The organism is Xanthomonas codiaei (assembly GCF_002939785.1).
Lineage (GTDB): Bacteria > Pseudomonadota > Gammaproteobacteria > Xanthomonadales > Xanthomonadaceae > Xanthomonas > Xanthomonas codiaei.
Map to the genome: position 1 here is coordinate 1 of NZ_MDEC01000031.1, position 19,599 is coordinate 19,599.

General features: G+C 67.4%; 19 protein-coding genes, 1 tRNA gene and 1 other RNA gene. 12 read left to right on the forward strand and 9 right to left on the reverse strand.

Translation table 11 applies throughout. The features are described 5' to 3' along the window. The 3 genes from XcodCFBP4690_RS23460 to XcodCFBP4690_RS18145 form a co-directional block, all read right to left on the reverse strand. On the reverse strand, positions 1–195 hold a 195-nt coding region (locus XcodCFBP4690_RS23460; RefSeq protein ID WP_430523615.1), incomplete at its 3' end, for a phage integrase central domain-containing protein. Positions 196–399: 204 nt separating this feature from the next. Next, complete coding sequence (locus tag XcodCFBP4690_RS23170; protein WP_341871621.1) at positions 400–645, reverse strand: Arm DNA-binding domain-containing protein; 246 nt, start codon at positions 643–645, stop codon at positions 400–402. A 124-nt stretch (positions 646–769) separates the two neighbouring features. Beyond that, positions 770–846: transfer RNA gene (locus XcodCFBP4690_RS18145), tRNA-Arg, on the reverse strand. Between the two features lie 252 nt (positions 847–1,098). On the opposite strand from XcodCFBP4690_RS18145, the gene ubiA reads away from it, so the two are divergent. Beyond that, positions 1,099–2,004: a 4-hydroxybenzoate octaprenyltransferase gene (ubiA, locus tag XcodCFBP4690_RS18150; protein ID WP_104543137.1), complete on the forward strand. Its 906-nt coding sequence runs from the start codon at positions 1,099–1,101 to the stop codon at positions 2,002–2,004. A 484-nt stretch (positions 2,005–2,488) separates the two neighbouring features. Here ubiA and XcodCFBP4690_RS18155 read toward each other — a convergent pair whose 3' ends face one another. Continuing rightward, positions 2,489–3,214, reverse strand: coding sequence for a ComF family protein (locus XcodCFBP4690_RS18155; RefSeq protein WP_208622765.1), 726 nt, complete (start codon positions 3,212–3,214; stop codon positions 2,489–2,491). A gap of 49 nt (positions 3,215–3,263) precedes the next feature. Between XcodCFBP4690_RS18155 and bioB the strand changes: the two genes are divergently transcribed. From bioB to bioC, 6 genes are all read left to right on the forward strand, one after another. After that, complete coding sequence (gene bioB, locus XcodCFBP4690_RS18160) at positions 3,264–4,298, forward strand: biotin synthase BioB (RefSeq protein WP_104543141.1); 1,035 nt, start codon at positions 3,264–3,266, stop codon at positions 4,296–4,298. A gap of 516 nt (positions 4,299–4,814) precedes the next feature. Continuing rightward, positions 4,815–6,020: an 8-amino-7-oxononanoate synthase gene (bioF, locus tag XcodCFBP4690_RS18165; RefSeq protein WP_104543143.1), complete on the forward strand. Its 1,206-nt coding sequence runs from the start codon at positions 4,815–4,817 to the stop codon at positions 6,018–6,020. A gap of 340 nt (positions 6,021–6,360) precedes the next feature. After that, on the forward strand, positions 6,361–6,756 hold the full coding sequence (locus XcodCFBP4690_RS18170) for a DUF7079 family protein (protein WP_244183707.1): 396 nt from the start codon (positions 6,361–6,363) through the stop codon (positions 6,754–6,756). 57 nt (positions 6,757–6,813) lie between these two features. Then, positions 6,814–7,575, forward strand: a complete 762-nt coding sequence (gene bioH, locus XcodCFBP4690_RS18175; RefSeq protein WP_104543145.1) for a pimeloyl-ACP methyl ester esterase BioH — start codon at positions 6,814–6,816, stop codon at positions 7,573–7,575. A gap of 44 nt (positions 7,576–7,619) precedes the next feature. Continuing rightward, the gene (locus XcodCFBP4690_RS18180) at positions 7,620–8,402 is read left to right on the forward strand and encodes an SDR family oxidoreductase (RefSeq protein WP_104543147.1); all 783 of its coding nucleotides are present in this window, start codon (positions 7,620–7,622) and stop codon (positions 8,400–8,402) included. Between the two features lie 500 nt (positions 8,403–8,902). Continuing rightward, positions 8,903–9,784 (forward strand): malonyl-ACP O-methyltransferase BioC, encoded by an 882-nt coding sequence (bioC, locus tag XcodCFBP4690_RS18190; protein ID WP_104543151.1) that lies wholly within the window; start codon positions 8,903–8,905, stop codon positions 9,782–9,784. A gap of 4 nt (positions 9,785–9,788) precedes the next feature. Here bioC and XcodCFBP4690_RS18195 read toward each other — a convergent pair. Further along, positions 9,789–9,862, reverse strand: a non-coding RNA gene (locus tag XcodCFBP4690_RS18195) — sX9 sRNA. A gap of 243 nt (positions 9,863–10,105) precedes the next feature. Between XcodCFBP4690_RS18195 and lpxO the strand changes: the two genes are divergently transcribed. Further along, complete coding sequence (gene lpxO / locus XcodCFBP4690_RS18200; protein WP_064507780.1) at positions 10,106–11,011, forward strand: lipid A hydroxylase LpxO; 906 nt, start codon at positions 10,106–10,108, stop codon at positions 11,009–11,011. Positions 11,012–11,203: 192 nt separating this feature from the next. Here lpxO and XcodCFBP4690_RS18205 read toward each other — a convergent pair whose 3' ends face one another. From XcodCFBP4690_RS18205 to XcodCFBP4690_RS18215, 3 genes are all read right to left on the reverse strand, one after another. Next, positions 11,204–11,623, reverse strand: coding sequence for a nuclear transport factor 2 family protein (locus XcodCFBP4690_RS18205; protein ID WP_104543232.1), 420 nt, complete (start codon positions 11,621–11,623; stop codon positions 11,204–11,206). 236 nt (positions 11,624–11,859) lie between these two features. Next, positions 11,860–12,477, reverse strand: a complete 618-nt coding sequence (locus XcodCFBP4690_RS18210) for a YdcF family protein (RefSeq protein ID WP_104543153.1) — start codon at positions 12,475–12,477, stop codon at positions 11,860–11,862. After that, the gene (locus XcodCFBP4690_RS18215; RefSeq protein WP_104543155.1) at positions 12,462–13,421 is read right to left on the reverse strand and encodes a pyridoxal-phosphate dependent enzyme; all 960 of its coding nucleotides are present in this window, start codon (positions 13,419–13,421) and stop codon (positions 12,462–12,464) included. Before XcodCFBP4690_RS18215 ends, XcodCFBP4690_RS18210 begins: the two co-directional genes overlap by 16 nt. Before the next feature lie 157 nt (positions 13,422–13,578). On the opposite strand from XcodCFBP4690_RS18215, the gene XcodCFBP4690_RS18220 reads away from it, so the two are divergent. From XcodCFBP4690_RS18220 to XcodCFBP4690_RS18235, 4 genes are all read left to right on the forward strand, one after another. After that, positions 13,579–14,028, forward strand: coding sequence for a hypothetical protein (locus XcodCFBP4690_RS18220; RefSeq protein ID WP_104543157.1), 450 nt, complete (start codon positions 13,579–13,581; stop codon positions 14,026–14,028). A 583-nt stretch (positions 14,029–14,611) separates the two neighbouring features. After that, positions 14,612–16,516 (forward strand): tRNA uridine-5-carboxymethylaminomethyl(34) synthesis enzyme MnmG, encoded by a 1,905-nt coding sequence (mnmG, locus tag XcodCFBP4690_RS18225; RefSeq protein ID WP_104543159.1) that lies wholly within the window; start codon positions 14,612–14,614, stop codon positions 16,514–16,516. 75 nt (positions 16,517–16,591) lie between these two features. Further along, a complete protein-coding gene (locus XcodCFBP4690_RS18230; protein ID WP_104543161.1) occupies positions 16,592–17,413 on the forward strand; it encodes a nucleotidyltransferase domain-containing protein in 822 nt (273 codons plus the stop codon). Between the two features lie 261 nt (positions 17,414–17,674). After that, on the forward strand, positions 17,675–18,385 hold the full coding sequence (locus XcodCFBP4690_RS18235; RefSeq protein WP_104543163.1) for a DUF2490 domain-containing protein: 711 nt from the start codon (positions 17,675–17,677) through the stop codon (positions 18,383–18,385). Between the two features lie 153 nt (positions 18,386–18,538). Here XcodCFBP4690_RS18235 and XcodCFBP4690_RS18240 read toward each other — a convergent pair whose 3' ends face one another. Continuing rightward, a complete protein-coding gene (locus tag XcodCFBP4690_RS18240) occupies positions 18,539–19,486 on the reverse strand; it encodes an alpha/beta hydrolase (RefSeq protein ID WP_104543165.1) in 948 nt (315 codons plus the stop codon). Positions 19,487–19,599: the final 113 nt, after the last annotated feature.

Below are 19,599 nucleotides of genomic sequence, written 5' to 3' on the forward strand. Positions count from 1 at the left end.
GGTGGGGGGGGGGGGGGGGGGCTCTAGCGCCTCAAAAAGATCAGCAGCCGGGTCGCGCTCAGCTTTACCTACGGTGATGGCGTATCGAAACACCATGCTGGCGATACCCCGAGCTCGATGTGCTGTCTCGATGGCACCACGGGCCTCAATCTTGCGCAGGACAGCAAGAAGTTCCGGCGCAGATACCTCTGCGATAGGCTATCGCCCAGATAGGGATTGAGGTCTTTTTCAACGGTCCTGGCATTGCGCTTCATCGTAAGAGCGGAGTTTTTTCTCATGTAGCTCCAAGAGCTCTCCAGAGACCGCTGCAAAGCTGAGCTGGGACCGATCAACGCGAACCAGCCTATCGACCCTTCTCTTTCGCCTGGGTCGATGCCTGACCGAGGAATCTTAAGCGCTTCAAGATGCTGCGCCCGCACATCTGCCAGGCCGCTTCTGGGTAGACCCCAGTGCCAAGCGCTTCTCTTTACCGCCAAAGCGGTACTTCCATCGCCATAGCTTGGCGCCTTTCGGCGAGATCTCGACGTATAAGCCGCCGCCGTCAAACAGCCTCACGGGCTTGGCAGCGGGCTTTGCGTTACGCACTGCAGCGTCACTTAGGGGCATGGGGGCATCCGTATTCGCACTGGGGGCTGGTGCCCCCATCTATGCCCCCGATCAGCCTGGATTTCAATGGATCAGGGTGGACCCGCCAGGACGTGCGGGCACCAAAAAACCCCCGATTTCTCGGGGGTTTTGAACTTTACTGGACGTCCCCGGAGGGTTCATCTGGTGCGCCCGGAGGGATTCGAACCCCCGACCAATGGCTTCGGAAGCCACTACTCTATCCGGCTGAGCTACGAGCGCCTGGCCGGGCATTATGCCAGAACCCGCGGCCGACGTGATTCCGCCGTCGCAGGGCGCGCGGACGCTACCCAGTGGCGCCGCATGTCCGCAGCCCGCTGCACGGGCCCGCTCGTCTCGCGCCCTGTCGCGTGGCCGGATATCGGATCAGACCAGCGGCGCGTCTTTGCAGACGCTGCGCTGGCTCGCCGCAACGGGTCTATCACGCCGGCAGCCGCATGGCCGCATCCAGAGCGCGCTGCTACCCTTTGCAGCATGAGCAAGCATGGTTTCGAACAGGCCCCTGCGGCACCCGCGCTGAGCTGGTCCGAGCGGCTGGGGCAGTACTGGAAGCTGGTGCGCGGCGACCGCCCGATCGGCAGCCTGTTGCTGCTGTGGCCCACGTGGTGGGCGCTGTGGCTGGCCGCCGACGGCCTGCCGCCGCTGTGGACGCTGTGCGTGTTCACTGCCGGGGTGTGGCTGACCCGCTCGGCCGGCTGCGTGATCAACGACTACGCCGACCGCTGGCTGGACCCCCATGTGGAGCGCACCAAATCGCGTCCACTGGCCACCGGCGCGGTGTCCGGACGCGAGGCGCTGTGGGTCTTCGTGGCGCTGATGCTGATTGCATTCGCACTGGTGCTCAGCCTCAACTGGCTGACCGTGGCGCTGAGCGTGCCCGGGGTGTTCCTGGCCGCCAGCTACCCGTATCTCAAGCGCCATACCCACCTGCCGCAGGTCTACCTGGGTATGGCCTTCGGCTGGGGCATCCCGATGGGCTTTGCCGCCGTGCAAGGCAGCGTGCCGCTGTTGGGCTGGCTGCTGTACGCGGCCAACATCCTGTGGGCCACCGCCTACGACACCTGGTACGCCATGGTCGACCGCGACGACGACCTTCGCATGGGCAGCAAGTCCACCGCCATCCTGTTCGGCAGCTACGACTTGCTCGCCCAGGGCGCGTTGTATGCATCGATGTTTGCCATCCTGGCCGCGGTCGGCCTGCGTGCCGCTCTCGGCCCAGCCTATTGGGCCGGCCTGTGCGTGGCGGCGCTGCTGGTGGCCTACGAATTCCGCATCGCCCGCCACCGCGAACGCGGCCCCTGCTTTCGCGCCTTCCTGCACAACAACTGGGTCGGCCTGGCGATCTTCGTTGGCATCGCGGTAGCGGTGGGTGGGCGCTGAGGGGCGGGGATTGGGGATTGGGGATTGGGGATTCGGAACTGCGGACGGCGGACGGCGGACGGCGCAGTCGAACTCGCTGCGATAGCGTTGCAAGGCTCCCACGTCGACCTATTCCTCGACAGGGAAAACGTCGCGCCTTGCCCGGCTGCGCCTTCCGGCGACAAGCCCGTCGCCTGAGTGAAAGAGGAACCGGGCCCAGGCAACTAGCCGTCCCCAGGCACCGACGCACCGGTGCCTTCAACGCTGCAGGGGGCTCTACCGATCCGCTCTACCGTCCTACGAGACACCTTCTCCTGGGGGAGAAGAGGAACCGCGCGTCATTTCCGCGCTTCCGTCGAGACAACCGCCGATCGATCCAATCAGCCATATAGCGAGATCCGCAGCCCTGACGCGGAGCGCCAACCACGCCCGCATTGCGCGCCGGCCCTATCGCGTCAACGCGATCGGCACCGGTGACGTACAAAGCCCCTGCCGAAGCCTGCCCTCATGGCACCCGCGCGCAGACCCAGGCATCCACCCGCTGCACGCCGGCCCGGCGCAGGGCCTGGGCGGCGGCGTGCAGGGTCGCGCCGGTGGTCATCACGTCGTCCACCAGCGCCACGTGGGCAGGCAAAGCGCCACGGGCGATGAAGGCATCGCGCAGGTTGCGCTGGCGCTCGGCGGCATCCAGCTCCGATTGCGGCGCGGTGGCGCGCACCCGACGCAGCAATGGCAGGCACGGCAGCTGCAGCGCGCGGCCCAGCGGTCTGGCCAGCTCCAGCGCCTGGTCGTAGCCACGCTGGCGCAGCCGCTGCCGATGCAGGCTCACCGGCACCAGTGCCTGCGGCCGTGGCAACTGGGCACAGCGCCGGGCCATCAACTCGCTCAGCAGGCGACCGGCCGCCAGGTCCTGATGGAACTTGAAGCGTCGCAGCAGGCCATCCACCGGCCAGCGATAGGTGAAGCAGGCGTGGACCCGCTGCAATGGCGGCAGCCGCTGCAGGCATTGCCCGCAGAGCGCCACGCCATCGGAGGCGAACAACGGGGTGGCACAGCACAGGCAGGCATGGCCGTGCTCCGGCAGGGCGGCGCGGCAGGACGGGCACAGGTCGCAATCGGCCATGCCCGCTTCCGCGCACACCAGGCACAGGCTCGGCAGCAGCAGCCGCAACACCCGCTGCGGCCACCTGTAAACCGAGCCTGCCACATTGAAGTTGACAGCCTCGTCCATGCTCACCAGACTGCCTGGCTTCCAAGCCGCTGACTGTCAGGAAACTCCGATGTCCGTTGTCGTCCGCCATGACTGGGATCGCAAAGACGTGCAGGCGCTGTTCGACTTGCCGTTCCCAGAGTTGCTGCATCACGCGGCCAGCGTGCACCGCGCACATTTCGATCCGGCGCAGGTCCAGGTCTCCACGTTGCTGTCGGTCAAGACCGGCGGCTGCCCGGAAGATTGCGCGTACTGCCCGCAGGCACAACGCTACGACACCGGCGTGAGCGCGCAAAAACTGATGGACACCGATGCCGTGGTCGCCAAGGCACGCCAGGCCAGGGATGCCGGCGCCTCGCGCTTCTGCATGGGCGCGGCCTGGCGCTCGCCCAAGGAGCGCGACATCCCCAAGGTGGCTGCGATGATCCGCGAGGTCAAGGCGCTGGGGCTGGAAACCTGCGCCACGCTGGGCATGCTCGACGCCGGCCAGGCACGCGCCCTTAAGGAGGCCGGCCTGGACTACTACAACCACAATCTGGACACCGCGCCGGATTACTACGACTCGATCATCCATACCCGCCAGTACCAGGATCGGTTGAACACGCTGGAACATGTGCGCGACGCCGGGCTGAAGACCTGCTGCGGCGGCATCGTCGGCATGGGCGAGACCCGCGAGCACCGCATCGGCCTGTTGCTGGCCCTGGCCACCCTGCCCGCGCATCCGGACTCGGTGCCGATCAACCAGCTGGTGCAGGTGCCGGGTACTCCGCTGCACGGTACCCAGCAGCTGGATCCGTTCGAGTTCGTGCGCATGATCGCCGTGGCCCGCATCACCATGCCCAAATCGATGGTGCGCCTGTCCGCCGGCCGCGAGGCGATGAGCGACGAGTTGCAGGCGCTGTGCTTCCTGGCCGGTGCCAACTCGATCTTCTATGGCGAAAAACTGCTCACCACCGGCAACCCGGACACCGAACGCGATCAGGCCCTGTTCCAGCGCCTGGGTCTGCGCCCGATGCAGATCACTGTCGACGCCGCCGGGCACGACCACCCGGGCACCGTGCATGCGGACATCACCTGCGGTACGGCGTGCGAGCACACGGCATGACGACGGATTTTCCGCGCTGCATGGGATCGTGATGCAGCGACGTCGTTGCGGTGGCCGGCCGGAGTTCCATCGCTGCAGAGCAACTCCGTGACCACCCGCCGGAGATGCTGCTGCCAGTCGGCGACGATCGGCACGGTGCGATGACCCGATCGTGCCGGTAGATCTGTGACCGGTCACGCTGCAGCCCGGTCACGCAAGTCCGCTGGCGCCTGTCGTTGCAGGGCGGCCCTGATTCGTCGATGCCGAATCGCAGCCGCAGGTCTGATCCACTGGCGTTGAAAGCCATCCCCGCCACGCATGCCCGCTGCCGATGCGCGAAGCCCCCTGGACGTCGGCCGGACTGTTGAACCATCCGATTGGTGGACATCGCCGGCATCAGGCGGCACAGCATTCCGTCGGCATCGAGCAGCTGGCACGCGGGCGAACCCGGCATCGCCGGCACCGGCCGTCGGTACCAGCTGGGCGATGCGGGCGCGGCACGCTACGCTAGCGACCCTTTCCGTGACCGAATTCCCCATGACTCGCCCCGATCTGCACGAACGGATTTCGTCGCTGCGCAAGTTGCGCGTGGCCCAGGAGCGGGTGCGGGTGCGGCGGCAGGTCGGTCGCCGCGATGGCGTGCGGCTGGAGGTCGACGGCCGCTGGCTGACCGGATTCTGCTCCAACGACTATCTGGGCCTGTCCCAGCAATTCGAAGTGGTGGCCGCGTTGCAGGATGCCGCTGCGCGCGATGGTGCCGGCGCCACCGCCTCGCACCTGATCTGCGGCCATCACACCGCGCACGAAATGCTGGAGCGGGAAATCGCCGACTGGTTGGGCTACCCGTCGGCCCTGCTGTTCGGCAGCGGCTTCATCGCCAACCTGGCCGTGCAGCAGGCCCTGCTCAGCGAAGAAGACGACGTGTGCGTGCAGGACCGGCTCAATCACGCCAGCCTGCTCGATGCCACGCGCCTGGCCGGCTGCCGGCTGCGGCGCTATCCGCACCTGGACGTGGAAGGCGCGATGCGCCAGCTCAAGGCTGCGCCAGAAGGGGCGGCGATGCTCGCCAGCGATGGTGTCTTCAGCATGGACGGAGACGTGGCACCGCTGCGCGCGTTAAGCCTGGTGGCGCGCATGCAGCAGGCACTGTTCTATGTCGACGATGCGCATGGCGTGGGCGTGCTGGGTCCGCAGGGGCGCGGCTGCGTGGCCGATGCCGGGCTGGGCGTGGCCGAAGTGCCGCTGCAACTGGTGACCCTGGGCAAGGCGCTGGGCGGCTATGGCGCGGCGGTAGTCGGCGAGCAAGCGCTGGTGCGCCACCTGGCCGAAACCGCGCGCCCCTACATCTACACCACCGCCCTGCCACCGGCACAGGTGGCCGCCACCCTGGCCGCGGTGCGCCTGGCACGCCGCGACGAGTGGCGCCGTGCGCGCTTGGTCGAACTGATCGGCACCTTCCGCGACGGTGCACGCCGGCACGGCTTCGAACTGATGGCCTCCGATACGCCGATCCAGCCCTTGCTGTGCGGCGAAGAGGCCACGGTGATGGCGATGTCGGCCGCGCTCGAGCAGGCCGGCTTCATGGTCGGTGCGATCCGCCCGCCCACGGTGCCCGAGGGCAAGGCGCGCCTGCGCGTGACCTTGTCGGCGTTGCATACCCCGCAGCAGGTGCAGGCGCTGGTCGAGGCCATCGTGCAGGCGCGCGATGTGGTCAGCCGGCAACCGCTGCGCGCGTCGGCCTGACGGTGGGCGACAGCGCGCCGGGGGGCTGGCCGGTGCCGGACTGTCGAGCGCCTCGCCGACACATCGATCCATCGCCACGGCATGCGGGAGACGCTGCCCGAACGGAGGTTGGAACATGCCTATGGATGGACGAGACGGCCACAGGCGGTCCACCTGCGTGCTGGCTCCGGCACGTTGCTGACACCCGCATGAGCCGCGCGCGCGCCAGTTCGCCTGGCCCTTCCAGCCGGCATGTTGGAAACCGTTGCGTCTGTGCCAAGCGGATGGGCGAACCGTTTCGCTGTTTGCACGCTGTCCTCGCAAGCTACAGGCACCACGCGTCACCACATCCCGCGGCGACGTGGTTGCCACTGTGACCTCCGGCGCGCCCGATCCAACCGCCGCCACACCGGCACAACGCCGTGTCTGGGAAGCGCTGTCCTTGCTGTACCTGGACAGCGCCGGCGAGGACCAACACACCGGTATCGCGCAGGCACTGGCCGCTTCGCCATTCACGCTACCGCAGTTGCGCACGATGCTGCTGCATGAGGTGCATCCGGTGTTGATCGGCAATCTGCGCAGCGTGGCGGGCGTGTGGGATGCGTTCGATGCCGACTGGCTGGCGGCGACGATCGCCGCGCGTCGCGCGCGCCGCTGGCGATGGCCCGACCGCTGGTGCCGGCGTGGCTACGCACGCGCACAGTGGGCAGTGCTCGCACCCAAGATCGAGGCGCTACGCGCCATCGACAGGCACTGACCCGAGCACACCACACCGGGCACCCTGCGGCGTCCACCGATCGGCGACAATGCGCGCATGCATATCGATGTTATCGGCCACGGGCCTGCGCTGGTTCTTCTGCACGGTTGGGCGCTGCACGGCGGGGTGTTCGCACCGCTGGTGGAACGGCTGTCGCCGCACTTCCAGCTGCATCTGGTGGATCTGCCCGGGCACGGTTTCAGCCGGCAGGAGCCCACGCCGCTGGCGCTGCCCGATGTGGTGGCCGGCGTAGCCGCCGCCACGCCGCCGGCGGTATGGCTGGGCTGGTCGCTGGGTGGCCTGTTCGCGCTGCATGCGGCTGCCACGCTGCCGCAGGTACGCGCGCTGGCGATGATCGCCGCCACGCCCCGCTTCGTGCGCGGCAGCGACTGGCCGGAGGCGGTCGAACGCGAGGTGTTCGTGCAGTTCGGCCAGGACCTGGCGCGCGATTATCGCGGCACGCTGGAACGGTTCCTGGCACTGGATACGTTGGGCTCGGCGCATGCGCGCACCGAGTTGCGCAGCCTGCGCCAGACGCTGACCGCGCGCGGCGAGCCGGCTGCCGAGGCCTTGCACCAAGGTCTGCAGCTGCTGGAGCGCACCGACCTGCGGCGTGCGCTGCCGCAGCTGACGCGGCCCAGCCTGTGGATCGGCGGCCAGCGCGACCGGCTGGTGCCGGCGGCCGGCATGCAGGCCGCTGCCGCACGCACGCCGCAGGCACAGACGCTGACCATCGCCGGTGGCGGTCATGCACCGTTCCTGGGCCACGCCGACCAGGTCGCCGAGGCGCTGCAACGCTTCGTTGCGTCCGTGCCCTGAGCAGATCGTCGATCATGCGGCTTCGCTGATCGAGGACGCACTGCATGGATTTGGGAATCGCCGGGCGCTGGGCACTGGTGTGCGCCGCCAGCAAGGGCCTGGGACTGGGCTGCGCACGCGCGCTGGCCGGCGAAGGCGTCAACGTGGTGATCGTGGCGCGTGGCCACGCTGCGCTGGAACAGGCGGCCGCGACCTTGCGTGCGCTCCCCGACGCGGGGCAGGTGCATAGCGTGGTCGCCGACATTGCCACCTCAGAAGGCCGCAGCGCCGCGCTCGCCGCCTGCCCGCAGGTCGACATATTGATCAACAACGCCGGTGGCCCGCCGCCGGGGGATTTCCGCCAGTGGGAGCGCGAGGACTGGCTGCGCGCGCTGGACGCCAACATGCTGGCGCCGATCGAGCTGATCCGCGCCACCGTCGACGCGATGCGCGCGCGCCGCTTCGGTCGCATCGTCAACATCACCTCCAGCGCGGTGAAGGCGCCGATCGACATCCTTGGCCTGTCCAATGGCGCGCGCGCCGGCCTCACCGGTTTCGTGGCGGGCGTGGCGCGCAGCGTGGTGGCCGACAACGTCACGATCAACAACCTGCTGCCCGGCCAGTTCCTCACCGACCGGCTGCACGGCAATTTCGCTGCCATCGCCCAGCAACAGGGCGTTGCACCCGAGGACGTCGCCGAGCGCAAGCGCGCCGGCATTCCGGCCCGGCGCTTCGGCGAGCCGGATGAATTCGGCGCCGCCTGCGCGTTCCTGTGCGGCGCACAGGCCGGCTACATCACCGGGCAAAACCTGCTGATCGATGGCGGCAACTATCCGGGCACGTTCTAGCGCGCATGCGCCTTGCCAGTGGCCGGCGCAAAGTGGGGAGGTCAGCTGAGGCCGCGTCCCCACCTTCGCGCACATGTCAGCGCTGCATGAGATGGCGGACTGCTGGCTGTGGGCGATGCCTGGCAGGACGATGTGGCGAGGCCCGACATGCACCGCGACCCGTGCCAGCGTGCGCACTGCAACCGCAGCCCCTCGCCCGATCAGCCGGGCACGAGAGTCGTCACGGACCGCCTTGGCAGGCCCGAGCTCGGCGCAGACGCGCAGAGGCGTCGATGCATCGATGCAACCCAGCGCATCGGCGCGCGGCATGCCATAGCGAGCGCGACGCAGTGATCGGTCGAACGCGCTGCACGCAACCCGGCGCGTTGCAGCACCTGGCCAGTATCCAAGCAAACCTTGCTCGACTGGCCCCTGGCCACGGTCAGATCTCCAGGCAGACGCGACACCAAAAACCCGCATCGATTCCCTCCACACCGGCCACAGGCGACAATAGCGCCGCAATGAACAGCACTTTCGACCCCCGCCACGTCCGCCGCGCCTTCGCGCGCGCCGCCAGCAGTTATGCCGCCGCCGCCGCGCTGCAGCGCGAAGTGGAAACACGTCTGCTCGAATCGCTGGATTACCTGGGCGACCAGGTGCCCAAGGTGGTGCTGGATGTCGGTGCCGGCCCGGGCCAGGCCAGCAGCAGCATCAAGAAGCGCTGGCCCAAGGCCCAGGTGATCGCGCTCGACCAGGCCATGCCGATGCTGCGTCAGGCGCGCAAGGCGGCCGGTTGGTGGAAGCCGTTCGCGCAGGTCTGCGCCGATGCCCGCGCGCTGCCGGTGGCCGATGGCAGCGTGGATGTGATCTTCAGCAATCTGTGCCTGCAGTGGGTGGAAGACCTGCCGGCCGTGTTCGCCGGGTTTCGCCGTGCGCTGCGTCCGGGCGGGCTGCTGCTGTGCTCCACCTTCGGCCCGGAGACCCTGATCGAGTTGCGCGAGGCCTTCGCCCAGGCCGACACCGCCCCGCACGTCAGTCGGTTCCCGCCGATCGCCCAGTTCGGCGACGCCTTGATGATGTCCGGCTTCCGCGACCCGGTGCTGGACCGCGACCTGTTCACCCTCACCTACAACGACCTGCCCGCGCTGATGCGCGAGTTGCGGGCGATGGGCGCGACCAACGCGCTCAGCAACCGCCGCGCCACCCTCACCGGACGCGGCCGCTTCGCTGCCGCCAGTGCCGCCTACGAGCCGCTGCGCCGCCCGGACGGCACCCTGCCCAGCTCCTGGGAAGTGATCTACGCGCAGGCCTGGGCCCCGGCCGCGGGCGCGCCCATCCGCGAACGCGGCCAGGACATCGCCAGCGTCCCGGTGGCTTCCATCCCGATCCGCCGCCGCGACTAAGCGCGGCTACCAATACCTCGCGAGCGGTCGTCAGGTAGGTGCGGACGGCGCGGAGGAACCGGAGTACGAGCGGTACATGCCGCACCCAGTACCGGCCGCGCCCGCCTGGCGGTGAGCGCGGCCCTTTGCCAGCTGCTCTGAGCGGCGGTGCACAGCGGCCGTCAGCGTGCGCCGGTACCCGGTGACACACACTATTGCGCTGGCGCCGTTGTGCAGCAGGCAGGTGCGGCCGCCGGAGCCGGTAGAATTCACTAGTTGATGACAGCGCCCCCGCGCTGGCCTCCCCTTTCGTTGCGGCCCCCGCCCCAATTGGCGTTTCCCATGTTGAAGTGGCTTCTCATTGCGTTGTTCATCGCATCGGCGCTGTACATCCATTACCGCGGTCGCGTGCGGCACCGGCTCAGCCGGCAGCTGCTGGACCATTCCACCTTTATGGCGCCGATCAACACGCTGATGTACCTGTGTTCGCGGGTGCCGACCACGCCGTTCATCGACCCGGGCCGGGAGTTTCCGGAACTGGCGCCGCTGCGCGCGAACTGGCCGGTGATCCGCGACGAGGCGGTGGCCCTGCAGCAGATGCAGAAGATCCGTGCCGCCGACGGCTATACCGACATCGGCTTCAATTCGTTCTTCCGCCGCGGCTGGAAGCGCTTCTACCTGAAGTGGTACGGCACCGCGCACCCGTCTGCGGCCGAGCTGTGCCCGCAGACCACCGCACTGCTGAAATCCATCCCCACGGTGAAGGCGGCGATGTTCGCCGAGCTGCCGCCGGGCAGCGAGCTGCGCCCCCATCGCGACCCGTTCGCCGGCTCCATGCGCCTGCACCTGGGCCTGGCGACGCCCAACGACGACCGCTGCTTCATCGACGTGGACGGCCAGCGGCATAGCTGGCGCGACGGCGAATGGACCATGTTCGACGAAACCTATATCCACTACGCGCGCAACGATACCGATCAGGACCGCATCATCCTGTTCTGCGATATCGAGCGCCCGATGCGCTGGCGCTGGGCCGGTGCGGTGAACCGCTTCGTCGGCCGCAGCCTGCTGTCGGCCGGCGCCTCGCCCAACCAGGAAGGCGACAAGACCGGCGGCATCAACCGCGTGTTCCGCTACTTCTACGCCGCACGCCTGAAGGCCAAGGCGCTGAAGGAGCGCAACAACCCGCTGTATCAGGTGCTCAAGTGGAGCATCTTCGTGCTGGTGGTGATCGGCATCGTGCGGCTGTAACGCCCGACCACCACGTAGGAGCGCGTCTGACCGTGCATGCCGATTGGCCCAAGCAGGCCATAGGCACCGTATTGCCGTAACACAGGACCACCCGCGTAGGAGCGCCCCCGGGCGCGATGAGGCGTCACCGGCAATGCCTGGTCGCGCCCAGCTGTGCTCCTGCGCAGCGGCAGTCCGTGTCCATCGATGCGCTCAACGCGAGACCTGCGCGATCCATTCCTGCAGGTTGTAGTAGTTGGTGACGCGGGTGATCTTGCCGTCGTGTATGTCGAAGAACGCGCCACCGGGCAACACGTAGGTCTGGCCGTTCGCTTCCGGCAGGCCTTCGTCGGTGGTGTGGTAGACCCCGTGCACCACGTATTCGGCGCCGACACGCGTGCCGTCTTCGTTGGCGGTCACCACGATGTCGTGCAACTGCTCGCGGTAGCTGTCGTTCATGCGTTGCAGGAAGGCCGCGAACTCCGCACAGCCGATCTCGCGCGGCCCCTGATTGAGGTCGTGGGCCACATCGTCGGCCAGGAACGCCAGCATGCCGTCCCAATCGCCGCGATTGAAGGCCTCGTAATAGGCCTGGACCAGGCCGGTGGCGCGTTGCCGGTTGCTCTCGCTCATGCTCGAACCTGCCGCTGGGAAAGCCGCATCATAGAGCGGCTGTTGCATGCATGCGAAGACGCCGCCAGTGGCTGCATCGCAGTTCGGTACGCCATCGGAGGCAACGAACCGAGAACGATCACCGCCAGCAGCGTCTTGCATCGCGATCTGCTGCGATGCAAGACCCATCATCGAAAACAACGCTGGTACCGCGTCCAAACGCCATCGCCGATGGACTACCGTGCGCGCCGCGCGGCTCAGGGGCCTTGCACCACCAGATCGCGGTGGAAGTAATAGACCTCCTGCAGCAGAAAGCGCCAGCTGGTGTGGAAGCTGCGAAAGCGCGTACTGGGCGTGGACGAGGCCAGCGCGTCCACACCCAGCTCCTGGCTCAGCCGCAGTGCGCGCGCCATGTGCAGCGGGTCGCTGACGATGATGGCCCGGTGCAGGCCGTGGCGCTCCATCAGCGCGCGCGCCTGTTCCAGATTCTGGCGGGTCGTCCGCGACCGGGTCTCGATCATGATCGCCTCCGGCGGCACGCCATGGCGCAGTGCATAGCGCCGCGCCACCTGCGATTCGGAAAAGCGCGCGCCATTGCCGAAGCCGCCGGTGAACAACAGGTGCGGCGCGTAGCCTTGCGCGTACAGATCCAGCGCGTGCCGGATGCGTTCTTCGAACACCGGCGAAGGGCGTGCATCGTAGGCGGCCGCCCCCAGCACGATGATCACGTCGGCCGGCGCGGCCTGGTCGCGGTCGCCGACCCAGACGATCCAGCCGGCCACCGCCACCAGCCAGATCAGGGCCAGCATGCACAGTCGCCAGCCCCAGCCCCACAGGCCGAGCCCACGCGAACGCCTGCTCACGCGACAACCCACGGCAAGGCATCCAGATCGACATTGCCGCCGGACAGGATCAGCCCGACCCGGCGTCCGGCAAACCGCGCCGGGTCGGCCAGCACCGCCGCCAGCGTGATCGCCGACGACGGCTCCACCACCTGCTTGAGCACCTGCCAGAGCAGCCGCATCGCCTGCAGCACGGCTGCATCGTCCACCGTGATCACCTGTGCGCCGGCAGCCTGCAGCAGCGAGAAATTCGGCGCGCCCAGCGTGCCGCGCAGGCCATCGCAAAGGGTGTCGGGCACGAAGTCGACCAGGCGCTGCCCGGCCGCCAGCGACCGCGCGGTATCGGCCGCCCCGCGCGGCTCGGCCAGCACCAGCGCACAGTCTGGCGCCGAGTGCAGCGCCAGCGCCGCGCCGGCGGCAAGCCCACCGCCACCGACCGGTGCTACCAGGACATCCAGCCCACCGCTTTGATGCAGCAGCTCCAGCGTGGCGGTGCCCTGCCCGGCGATGACTGCCGGATCGGTATAGGGATGAACCAGGGTGGCGCCGCTGGTCTGCTGTACCTCGGCACACATCTGCTCACGCGCGGCAATGGTCGGCGCACACCGCCACAAGGTGGCGCCGTGACGGGAGATATTGGCCAGCTTGGCGGCCACCGCGCCCTCGGGTACCACCACGTGGCAGCCGATGCCCCGGGTGCGCGCCGCCAGCGCCAGCGCGGCGCCATGGTTGCCGGAGGAATGGGTGACCGCGCCACGCGCAGCCAGGTGCTCCGGCAGCGACCACACGGCATTGCAGGCACCACGAAACTTGAAGGCGCCACTGCGCTGCAGGTGTTCGGCCTTGAACAACAGCTGCGCACCGCAGAGCGCATCCAGGTTATGCGAGGTCAGCAACGGTGTCAGCGCGCAATGCGGCGCGATGCGCGCGGCCGCTTGCAGGACATCGGAATGGGCAAGAGGGGCCGTTTCGGTCATGTCCCAAGATTAACGTATCGTCCCGCTCTTCACGGCCAGCAGGCAGTCCGCCTGCGCATGCTGGATCGATGAAGAAGCACCCCATTGCCGCGCAGTTAAGGACCGATTCAATGCAGCGGTTCGAAAGTGAGAGCATGGTTGCAGGAGGGCACCATCCATGAAATTCCGTCTGATCCTTGCCGCCGCGCTGCTCGCCCTGGGTGGCTGCGCAACGTACGACTACACCGGCGCCGGGTCGGGCGGCTATTACCGGGGCGCCCCCGCCGTGCAGTATCGCTATCCGCCCGGCTACTCGCCGTTCTATTACGGCGCGCCGTATGGCGCCGGCGCGATCGGGCTATACGATTATCCGGTCTATCCGATCTACCGCGGCGGCTATTACTACCGGCAGTACGATCGCCGTCCGCAGTACCGGCCGCCCCGTCACAACGGGTCGTTCAATAACGGGCCGCGACCAGGTGGACCGCGTCCGCAGCCGCCCAGCCGTCCCCCGGCGAGCGCCCCGGCACCGGCCAGGCCGCCCGCTAGGATCGGTGCCCCGCCGCGGGTGATCCGCGAAATCCAGCGCCAGACCGCGCCGCGCAACCCGCGCCAGCAAATTCCATGACATGCTGACTGCGACGCACCCCACAATTGGCAAGATTGGGGGCTTGCGTTCAGCCGGCACTTGGTCGCAAGCTAGGTGCTCTGTGTGACCCGCTGCGTCATCTACTGACACGGCTCGCCCCACTGACCGACTTATGTCGATGTCCGACAGGGAAATCTGGATCCCCCCTGTTCCGGCCCTGTCGGATATCGGCGCCTCCAATGCATAAAGCCCCGGCGTGCCGGGGCTTTATGTTTTCCGGGATGGCCGCCCGGACGATGCAGCGCCGGCAGACGGTCAAAGGCTTGCGACCCGGGCGTCGGAGGGCCAAAAAACCAAAAAAATAAGGGTCGGCAGTCCCCCGACTACCGACCCTTACGCTACCCCGACGCACGCGCGGCTGGCCCCTGTTCCAATTCCAGCCTTTGCGCCCATGTCGCAATGCCACGACGGGTGCAGTAGGGATATCCGCACGAAACATGCCAACTTGAGTCCCAATGTTCCTTAATGTGATTAACATCACATTTTTTGCGATTTAGTGACCGCATCGGCTCTTCAGCCGATACTTGCCCGGCCGCTTCCCTCTTTCCGCTTCTTCACGCCCATGTCCGACTCCTTCTATCGCTTCGATGTCATCGTGATCGGTGGCGGCCACGCCGGCACCGAGGCGGCGCTGGCATCCGCGCGCGCCGGTGCCCGCACCCTGCTGCTGACCCACAACATCGAGACCGTGGGCGCGATGAGCTGCAACCCGGCCATCGGTGGGATCGGCAAGGGCCACCTGGTCAAGGAGATCGATGCGCTGGGCGGCGCGATGGCGCACGCAGCCGATCTGGCCGGGATCCAGTGGCGCACCCTCAACGCCTCCAAGGGGCCGGCGGTGCGCGCCACCCGCTGCCAGGCCGACCGCAACCTCTACCGCAACGCCATCCGCCGCATCGTCGAAGCCCAGCCCAACCTCACCGTGTTCCAGGCGGCGGTGGACGATCTGGTCATCCACAATGGCGCAAGCGAGCCCGACAGCGTGCGCGGGGTGATCACCCAGACCGGGCTGCGCTTCGAGGCGCCAGCGGTGGTGCTGACCGCCGGCACCTTCCTGGCCGGCAAGATCCATGTCGGCGAAACCCAGTACGCGGCCGGGCGCATGGGCGACCCGCCGGCCACCACCCTGGCCGCACGGCTGCGCGAACGTCCGTTCGCGATCGACCGGCTCAAGACCGGTACCCCGCCGCGCATCGATGGGCGCTCACTGGACTATGGGGTGATGGTCGAGCAGCCGGGCGACGACCCGCTGCCGGTGATGTCGTTCATGGGCCAGGTCGGCGACCACCCGCGCCAGGTCAGCTGCTGGATCACCCAGACTACCGAGCAGACCCACGACATCATCCGCAGTGCGCTGCATCGCTCGCCGCTGTATTCCGGGCAGATCGAAGGCATCGGCCCGCGCTACTGCCCGTCGATCGAAGACAAGGTGGTGCGCTTCGCCGAGAAGACCAGCCACCAGATCTTCGTCGAGCCCGAAGGCCTGGAGGTGACCGAGATCTATCCCAACGGCATTTCCACCTCGCTGCCATTCGATGTGCAGCTGGCGCTGGTGCGCTCGATCCACGGCTTTGCGAACGCGCACATCACCCGCCCCGGCTATGCCATCGAATACGACTTCTTCGACCCGCGCGGGCTCAAGGCCTCGCTGGAGACCAAGGCAGTGGGCGGGCTGTTCTTCGCCGGCCAGATCAACGGCACCACCGGTTACGAAGAGGCGGCCGCACAAGGCCTGCTGGCCGGCCTCAATGCCGCACGCCATGTGCAGGGGCTGCCGGCGTGGTCGCCGCGCCGCGACGAGGCCTACCTGGGCGTGCTGGTCGACGATCTGATCACCCATGGCACCACCGAGCCGTATCGCATGTTCACCAGCCGCGCCGAGTACCGGCTGCAGCTGCGCGAAGACAATGCCGATGCGCGCCTGACCGGCGTTGGCCGCAGCATGGGCCTGGTCGATGACGCGCGCTGGGCACGCTTCTGCGCCAAGCAGGAGGCCGTGCAGCGCGAAAGCGCGCGGCTGTCCGCGCTATGGGCGACGCCGGGCAATGCGCTGGGGCGCGAGGTGACCCAGACCCTGGGCGTGTCGCTCAGCCGCGAAACCAATGTGCTGGACCTGATCAAGCGCCCCGAACTCAGCTACGCCACCTTGATGCGCGTGCCGAGCCTGGGCCCGGGCGTGGACGATGCGCAGGTGGCCGAACAGGTGGAAATCAGCGTCAAGTACGCCGGTTACCTGGATCGCCAGCGCGACGATATCGCCCGCCAGCAGCGCCAGGAAACCACACCGATTCCGGACGGCTTCGACTATGCCGGCGTGCGTGGGCTGTCGATCGAAGTCCAGCAGAAGCTCAAACGCGTGCGCCCGCAACACATCGGCCAGGCCCAGCGCATTCCCGGCATGACGCCGGCAGCAATCTCGCTGCTGCTGGTGCATCTGGAGCGCGCACGCCGCAGCCAGATGGCGTAGCCGGCCGCCATCCGCGCGGACGCTTCTGCGCGGGCTGGCTATCATTGGGCACGTCATACGCAAGGACAGCCACGCATGGACATCCATCCCATCGCAGCGGACAAGCGCGAGGCCGTGCTGTCGGCGCTGCGCGACATCGAGCAGCAGCATGACGTGCGCATCCTGCTGGCCTGCGAATCGGGAAGCCGCGGCTGGGGATTTTCCTCGCCGGACAGCGACTACGACGCACGGTTCGTCTACGTCCATCGTCGCGATTGGTATCTGACGGTCAACGAGAGCACCGGCTCCGGCGAGCCGCAGCGCGACGTGATCGAACTGCCGATCTCCGACGATCTGGATGTCAGCGGCTGGGATCTGCGCAAGGCCTTGCGGCTGGTGTCCAAGTCCAATCCGACCCTGCTGGAGTGGCTGCATTCGCCGGTGGTCTATCGGCAGGATGCGGTAGCCGTTGCGCAGTTGCGCGCCATCTCCGCGCAGTTCTACTCGCCGCTTGGCACGTGGTGGCATTACTTCAACATGGCCAAGAGCAACTACCGCGGCTACCTGCGCGGCGAGCGCATTCGCACCAAGAAGTATCTCTACGTACTGCGCCCGATCCTGGCCTGCCAGTGGATCGAGCGCAGGCAGGACATGCCGCCGATGGCGTTCGAAGTCTTGCTGGACGCGCTGTTGCCGAACGGCGAGCTGCGCCAGGAGGTGGATCGTTTGCTGGCGCTCAAGCGTGTCTCCACGGAGGTGGAAGACGGCCCGCGGATTGCCGCGATCAGCGATTTTCTCGAAGCAGAACTGGACCGCATGGGAGCGACCCAACCGCGCCTGCCGGCCGGCAGCGGACGCGCGGACGCCCTGGATACGCTGTTTCGGCAGATGCTTGCAGCCGACGCCGCATCGATCTGACGCAGCGTGCCGGGTTGCCCGCCCGGTGGCAGAGGACCGGAGGATGCAGATCGCGATCGCCTTGCGTGTGGCCAGAAGGTACACGCAACCCCGCGCCTGTCGGACCGGGTGCTGCGCACGGTGCCACCGACTGCACTGAAACGATGGCATGTCGCGATTAACGAAGAAATCGGCACCGACCGGCGTGATGCGTCGACCAAACGGTCGAAGGAAGCACAAATCCTGTTGCTATGATTTGCCAACGACACCACAAAAAAATAAATGAACGCACTGAGCTTGTTCTTGGGCAAAACGTTTCGCATCGCCTGCCCGGTTCTGTTGTTGACCCTGGGAGCCCTGTCCACCGCGCGCGCCGCGACCGAAGAAGACGGCCGCTATTGGTTGAGCGTCTACGCGCAGGGCAAGTTGCCGGTCGAAAACCTGTATTGGAGCATGGACGTGCATCCGCGCTGGCGCGAGGAAGGCGAGCAGTTCGATCAACTGATCCTGCGCCCTGCGGTGTTCTACCGCCTCAACTCCAAGGCCAGCGTCTGGATGGGCTATGACACCATCATCAGCCATCCGGCCGGCCAGCCCTCCAACCGCGAAAATCGTTGGTGGGGACAGTTCCAGTACCAGTTCGATCCCATCGCCGACATCACCATCACCAGCCGCACCCGCCTGGAGCAGCGTCACCGCGAAGACTTCAGCGATGAGGGGTATCGGGTGCGGCAGATGCTCCGGGCCACGCGCCCGAGCGGATTCAGCCCGCAGCTGTCCTGGGTGCTGTTCAACGAGCTGTTCGTCAATCTGGATCAGACGCAGTGGGGCGCGCGGCGCGGCATCGACCAGAATCGCGTGTTTGTCGGCATCAACTGGAAGTTCAATGCCATCGCCAATATGGACGTCGGATACCTGAATCAGTTCGTCAACACGCCTGCGGTGGATCGCGAGAACCACGTGTTGATGACGACCTTCCGGTTCAATTTCTGACGCGCGTCGGCGGATTCGGCAGCGCGCTGCGACGCGTGTGCCGCCGGCAGCCGCCGTGACGCTGCCTTGATGCGGTGCCACGGCCAGGCGTGGATCGACCGCGTGCGCGATTGGTCCGCGCAGGCGTCCCATGGGTGAGGCAGGCGCACCGACCTACACCGGCAGGAACTGTTTGCGCAGCGTCTGGGCAAACAGGTCCATCGTCGTGTCGGCCGCCTGGATGACGCCCCCCATGGTGATGAAGCCGTGGATCATGCCAGGCAGGGTGTGCAGGGTGACCTCCACGCCAGCCGCACGCAGGCGTTCGGCATAGCGCGCCCCTTCGTCATGCAGGATGTCCAGTTCGGCCAGCACGATCAGCGCCGGCGCCACGCCGGCCAGATCAGGGGCCAGTAGCGGCGAGATGCGCCAGTCGTGCACGACGGCAGGATCCTGGAAGACATGCCGATTGAAGAACCGCACTGCCTCGCGGGTCAATGGCGGAACGTCGGCATTGGTCGTGCGCGAAGCATGTTCTGCGATGTCTTCGCGCGCATCGGTCAGCGGGTAGAGCAATAACTGGCAGCGCAGCGCAATGCCGGCATCGCGCGCGACCAGTGCAACGACGGCAGCCATTGCTCCGCCGATGCTGTCGCCAGCCACCGCCAGACGCCGCACGTCCGCGCCGACCTGCTGCGGATGCGCGGCCAGCCAGTGCAAGGTGGCGATGACGTCCTCCACGCCCGCTGGCGCCGGATGTTCCGGGGCGAGGCGGTAATCCACCGCCAGCACCTGGCAACCGGCACGCGCGGCCAACTGTCGGCAGACGTCGTCATGCGAGTCCAGATCGCCCACGACGCCGCCGCCTCCATGCACGAACAGGCAGGTCGGCGCGGGATCGTCGGCCAGGCCGGGCGGGCGATACAGCCGCAGCGGTACGTTGCCGCTGGCGGTGCTGGCGTGCAGATCGCGCACCTGCATCTGCAGCACCGGAAAGCCGAGCTGCGCGCTCATGCCGCGCATCATGGCGCGCGCCTCCACCAAGGGCAGCGCTTCCATCGGCGGCGCGCCGCTCTGCTGCAATTGTGCGAACAGGCGAACGACATCTGGATCGAAGGACATGGCGGCTCCATCACGTGAGGACGATCCGCGGAGCTTGCCAGATTGTTATTGACAATAACCATTAATTTCAATAAACAGCTGCGCGGGACGCAGGAGCAGCTGGCAACACTCCG

What these genes read in the sequence shown, in the direction of transcription:
- XcodCFBP4690_RS23170 (WP_341871621.1), bottom strand. Translation starts at nt 645, where the DNA reads ATGGGGGCACCAGCCCCCAGTGCGAATACGGATGCCCCCATGCCCCTA.
- ubiA (WP_104543137.1), top strand. Translation starts at nt 1,099, where the DNA reads ATGAGCAAGCATGGTTTCGAACAGGCCCCTGCGGCACCCGCGCTGAGC.
- XcodCFBP4690_RS18155 (WP_208622765.1), bottom strand. Translation starts at nt 3,214, where the DNA reads ATGGACGAGGCTGTCAACTTCAATGTGGCAGGCTCGGTTTACAGGTGG.
- bioB (WP_104543141.1), top strand. Translation starts at nt 3,264, where the DNA reads ATGTCCGTTGTCGTCCGCCATGACTGGGATCGCAAAGACGTGCAGGCG.
- bioF (WP_104543143.1), top strand. Translation starts at nt 4,815, where the DNA reads ATGACTCGCCCCGATCTGCACGAACGGATTTCGTCGCTGCGCAAGTTG.
- bioH (WP_104543145.1), top strand. Translation starts at nt 6,814, where the DNA reads ATGCATATCGATGTTATCGGCCACGGGCCTGCGCTGGTTCTTCTGCAC.
- XcodCFBP4690_RS18180 (WP_104543147.1), top strand. Translation starts at nt 7,620, where the DNA reads ATGGATTTGGGAATCGCCGGGCGCTGGGCACTGGTGTGCGCCGCCAGC.
- bioC (WP_104543151.1), top strand. Translation starts at nt 8,903, where the DNA reads ATGAACAGCACTTTCGACCCCCGCCACGTCCGCCGCGCCTTCGCGCGC.
- lpxO (WP_064507780.1), top strand. Translation starts at nt 10,106, where the DNA reads ATGTTGAAGTGGCTTCTCATTGCGTTGTTCATCGCATCGGCGCTGTAC.
- XcodCFBP4690_RS18205 (WP_104543232.1), bottom strand. Translation starts at nt 11,623, where the DNA reads ATGAGCGAGAGCAACCGGCAACGCGCCACCGGCCTGGTCCAGGCCTAT.
- XcodCFBP4690_RS18215 (WP_104543155.1), bottom strand. Translation starts at nt 13,421, where the DNA reads ATGACCGAAACGGCCCCTCTTGCCCATTCCGATGTCCTGCAAGCGGCC.
- XcodCFBP4690_RS18220 (WP_104543157.1), top strand. Translation starts at nt 13,579, where the DNA reads ATGAAATTCCGTCTGATCCTTGCCGCCGCGCTGCTCGCCCTGGGTGGC.
- mnmG (WP_104543159.1), top strand. Translation starts at nt 14,612, where the DNA reads ATGTCCGACTCCTTCTATCGCTTCGATGTCATCGTGATCGGTGGCGGC.
- XcodCFBP4690_RS18230 (WP_104543161.1), top strand. Translation starts at nt 16,592, where the DNA reads ATGGACATCCATCCCATCGCAGCGGACAAGCGCGAGGCCGTGCTGTCG.
- XcodCFBP4690_RS18235 (WP_104543163.1), top strand. Translation starts at nt 17,675, where the DNA reads ATGAACGCACTGAGCTTGTTCTTGGGCAAAACGTTTCGCATCGCCTGC.
- XcodCFBP4690_RS18240 (WP_104543165.1), bottom strand. Translation starts at nt 19,486, where the DNA reads ATGTCCTTCGATCCAGATGTCGTTCGCCTGTTCGCACAATTGCAGCAG.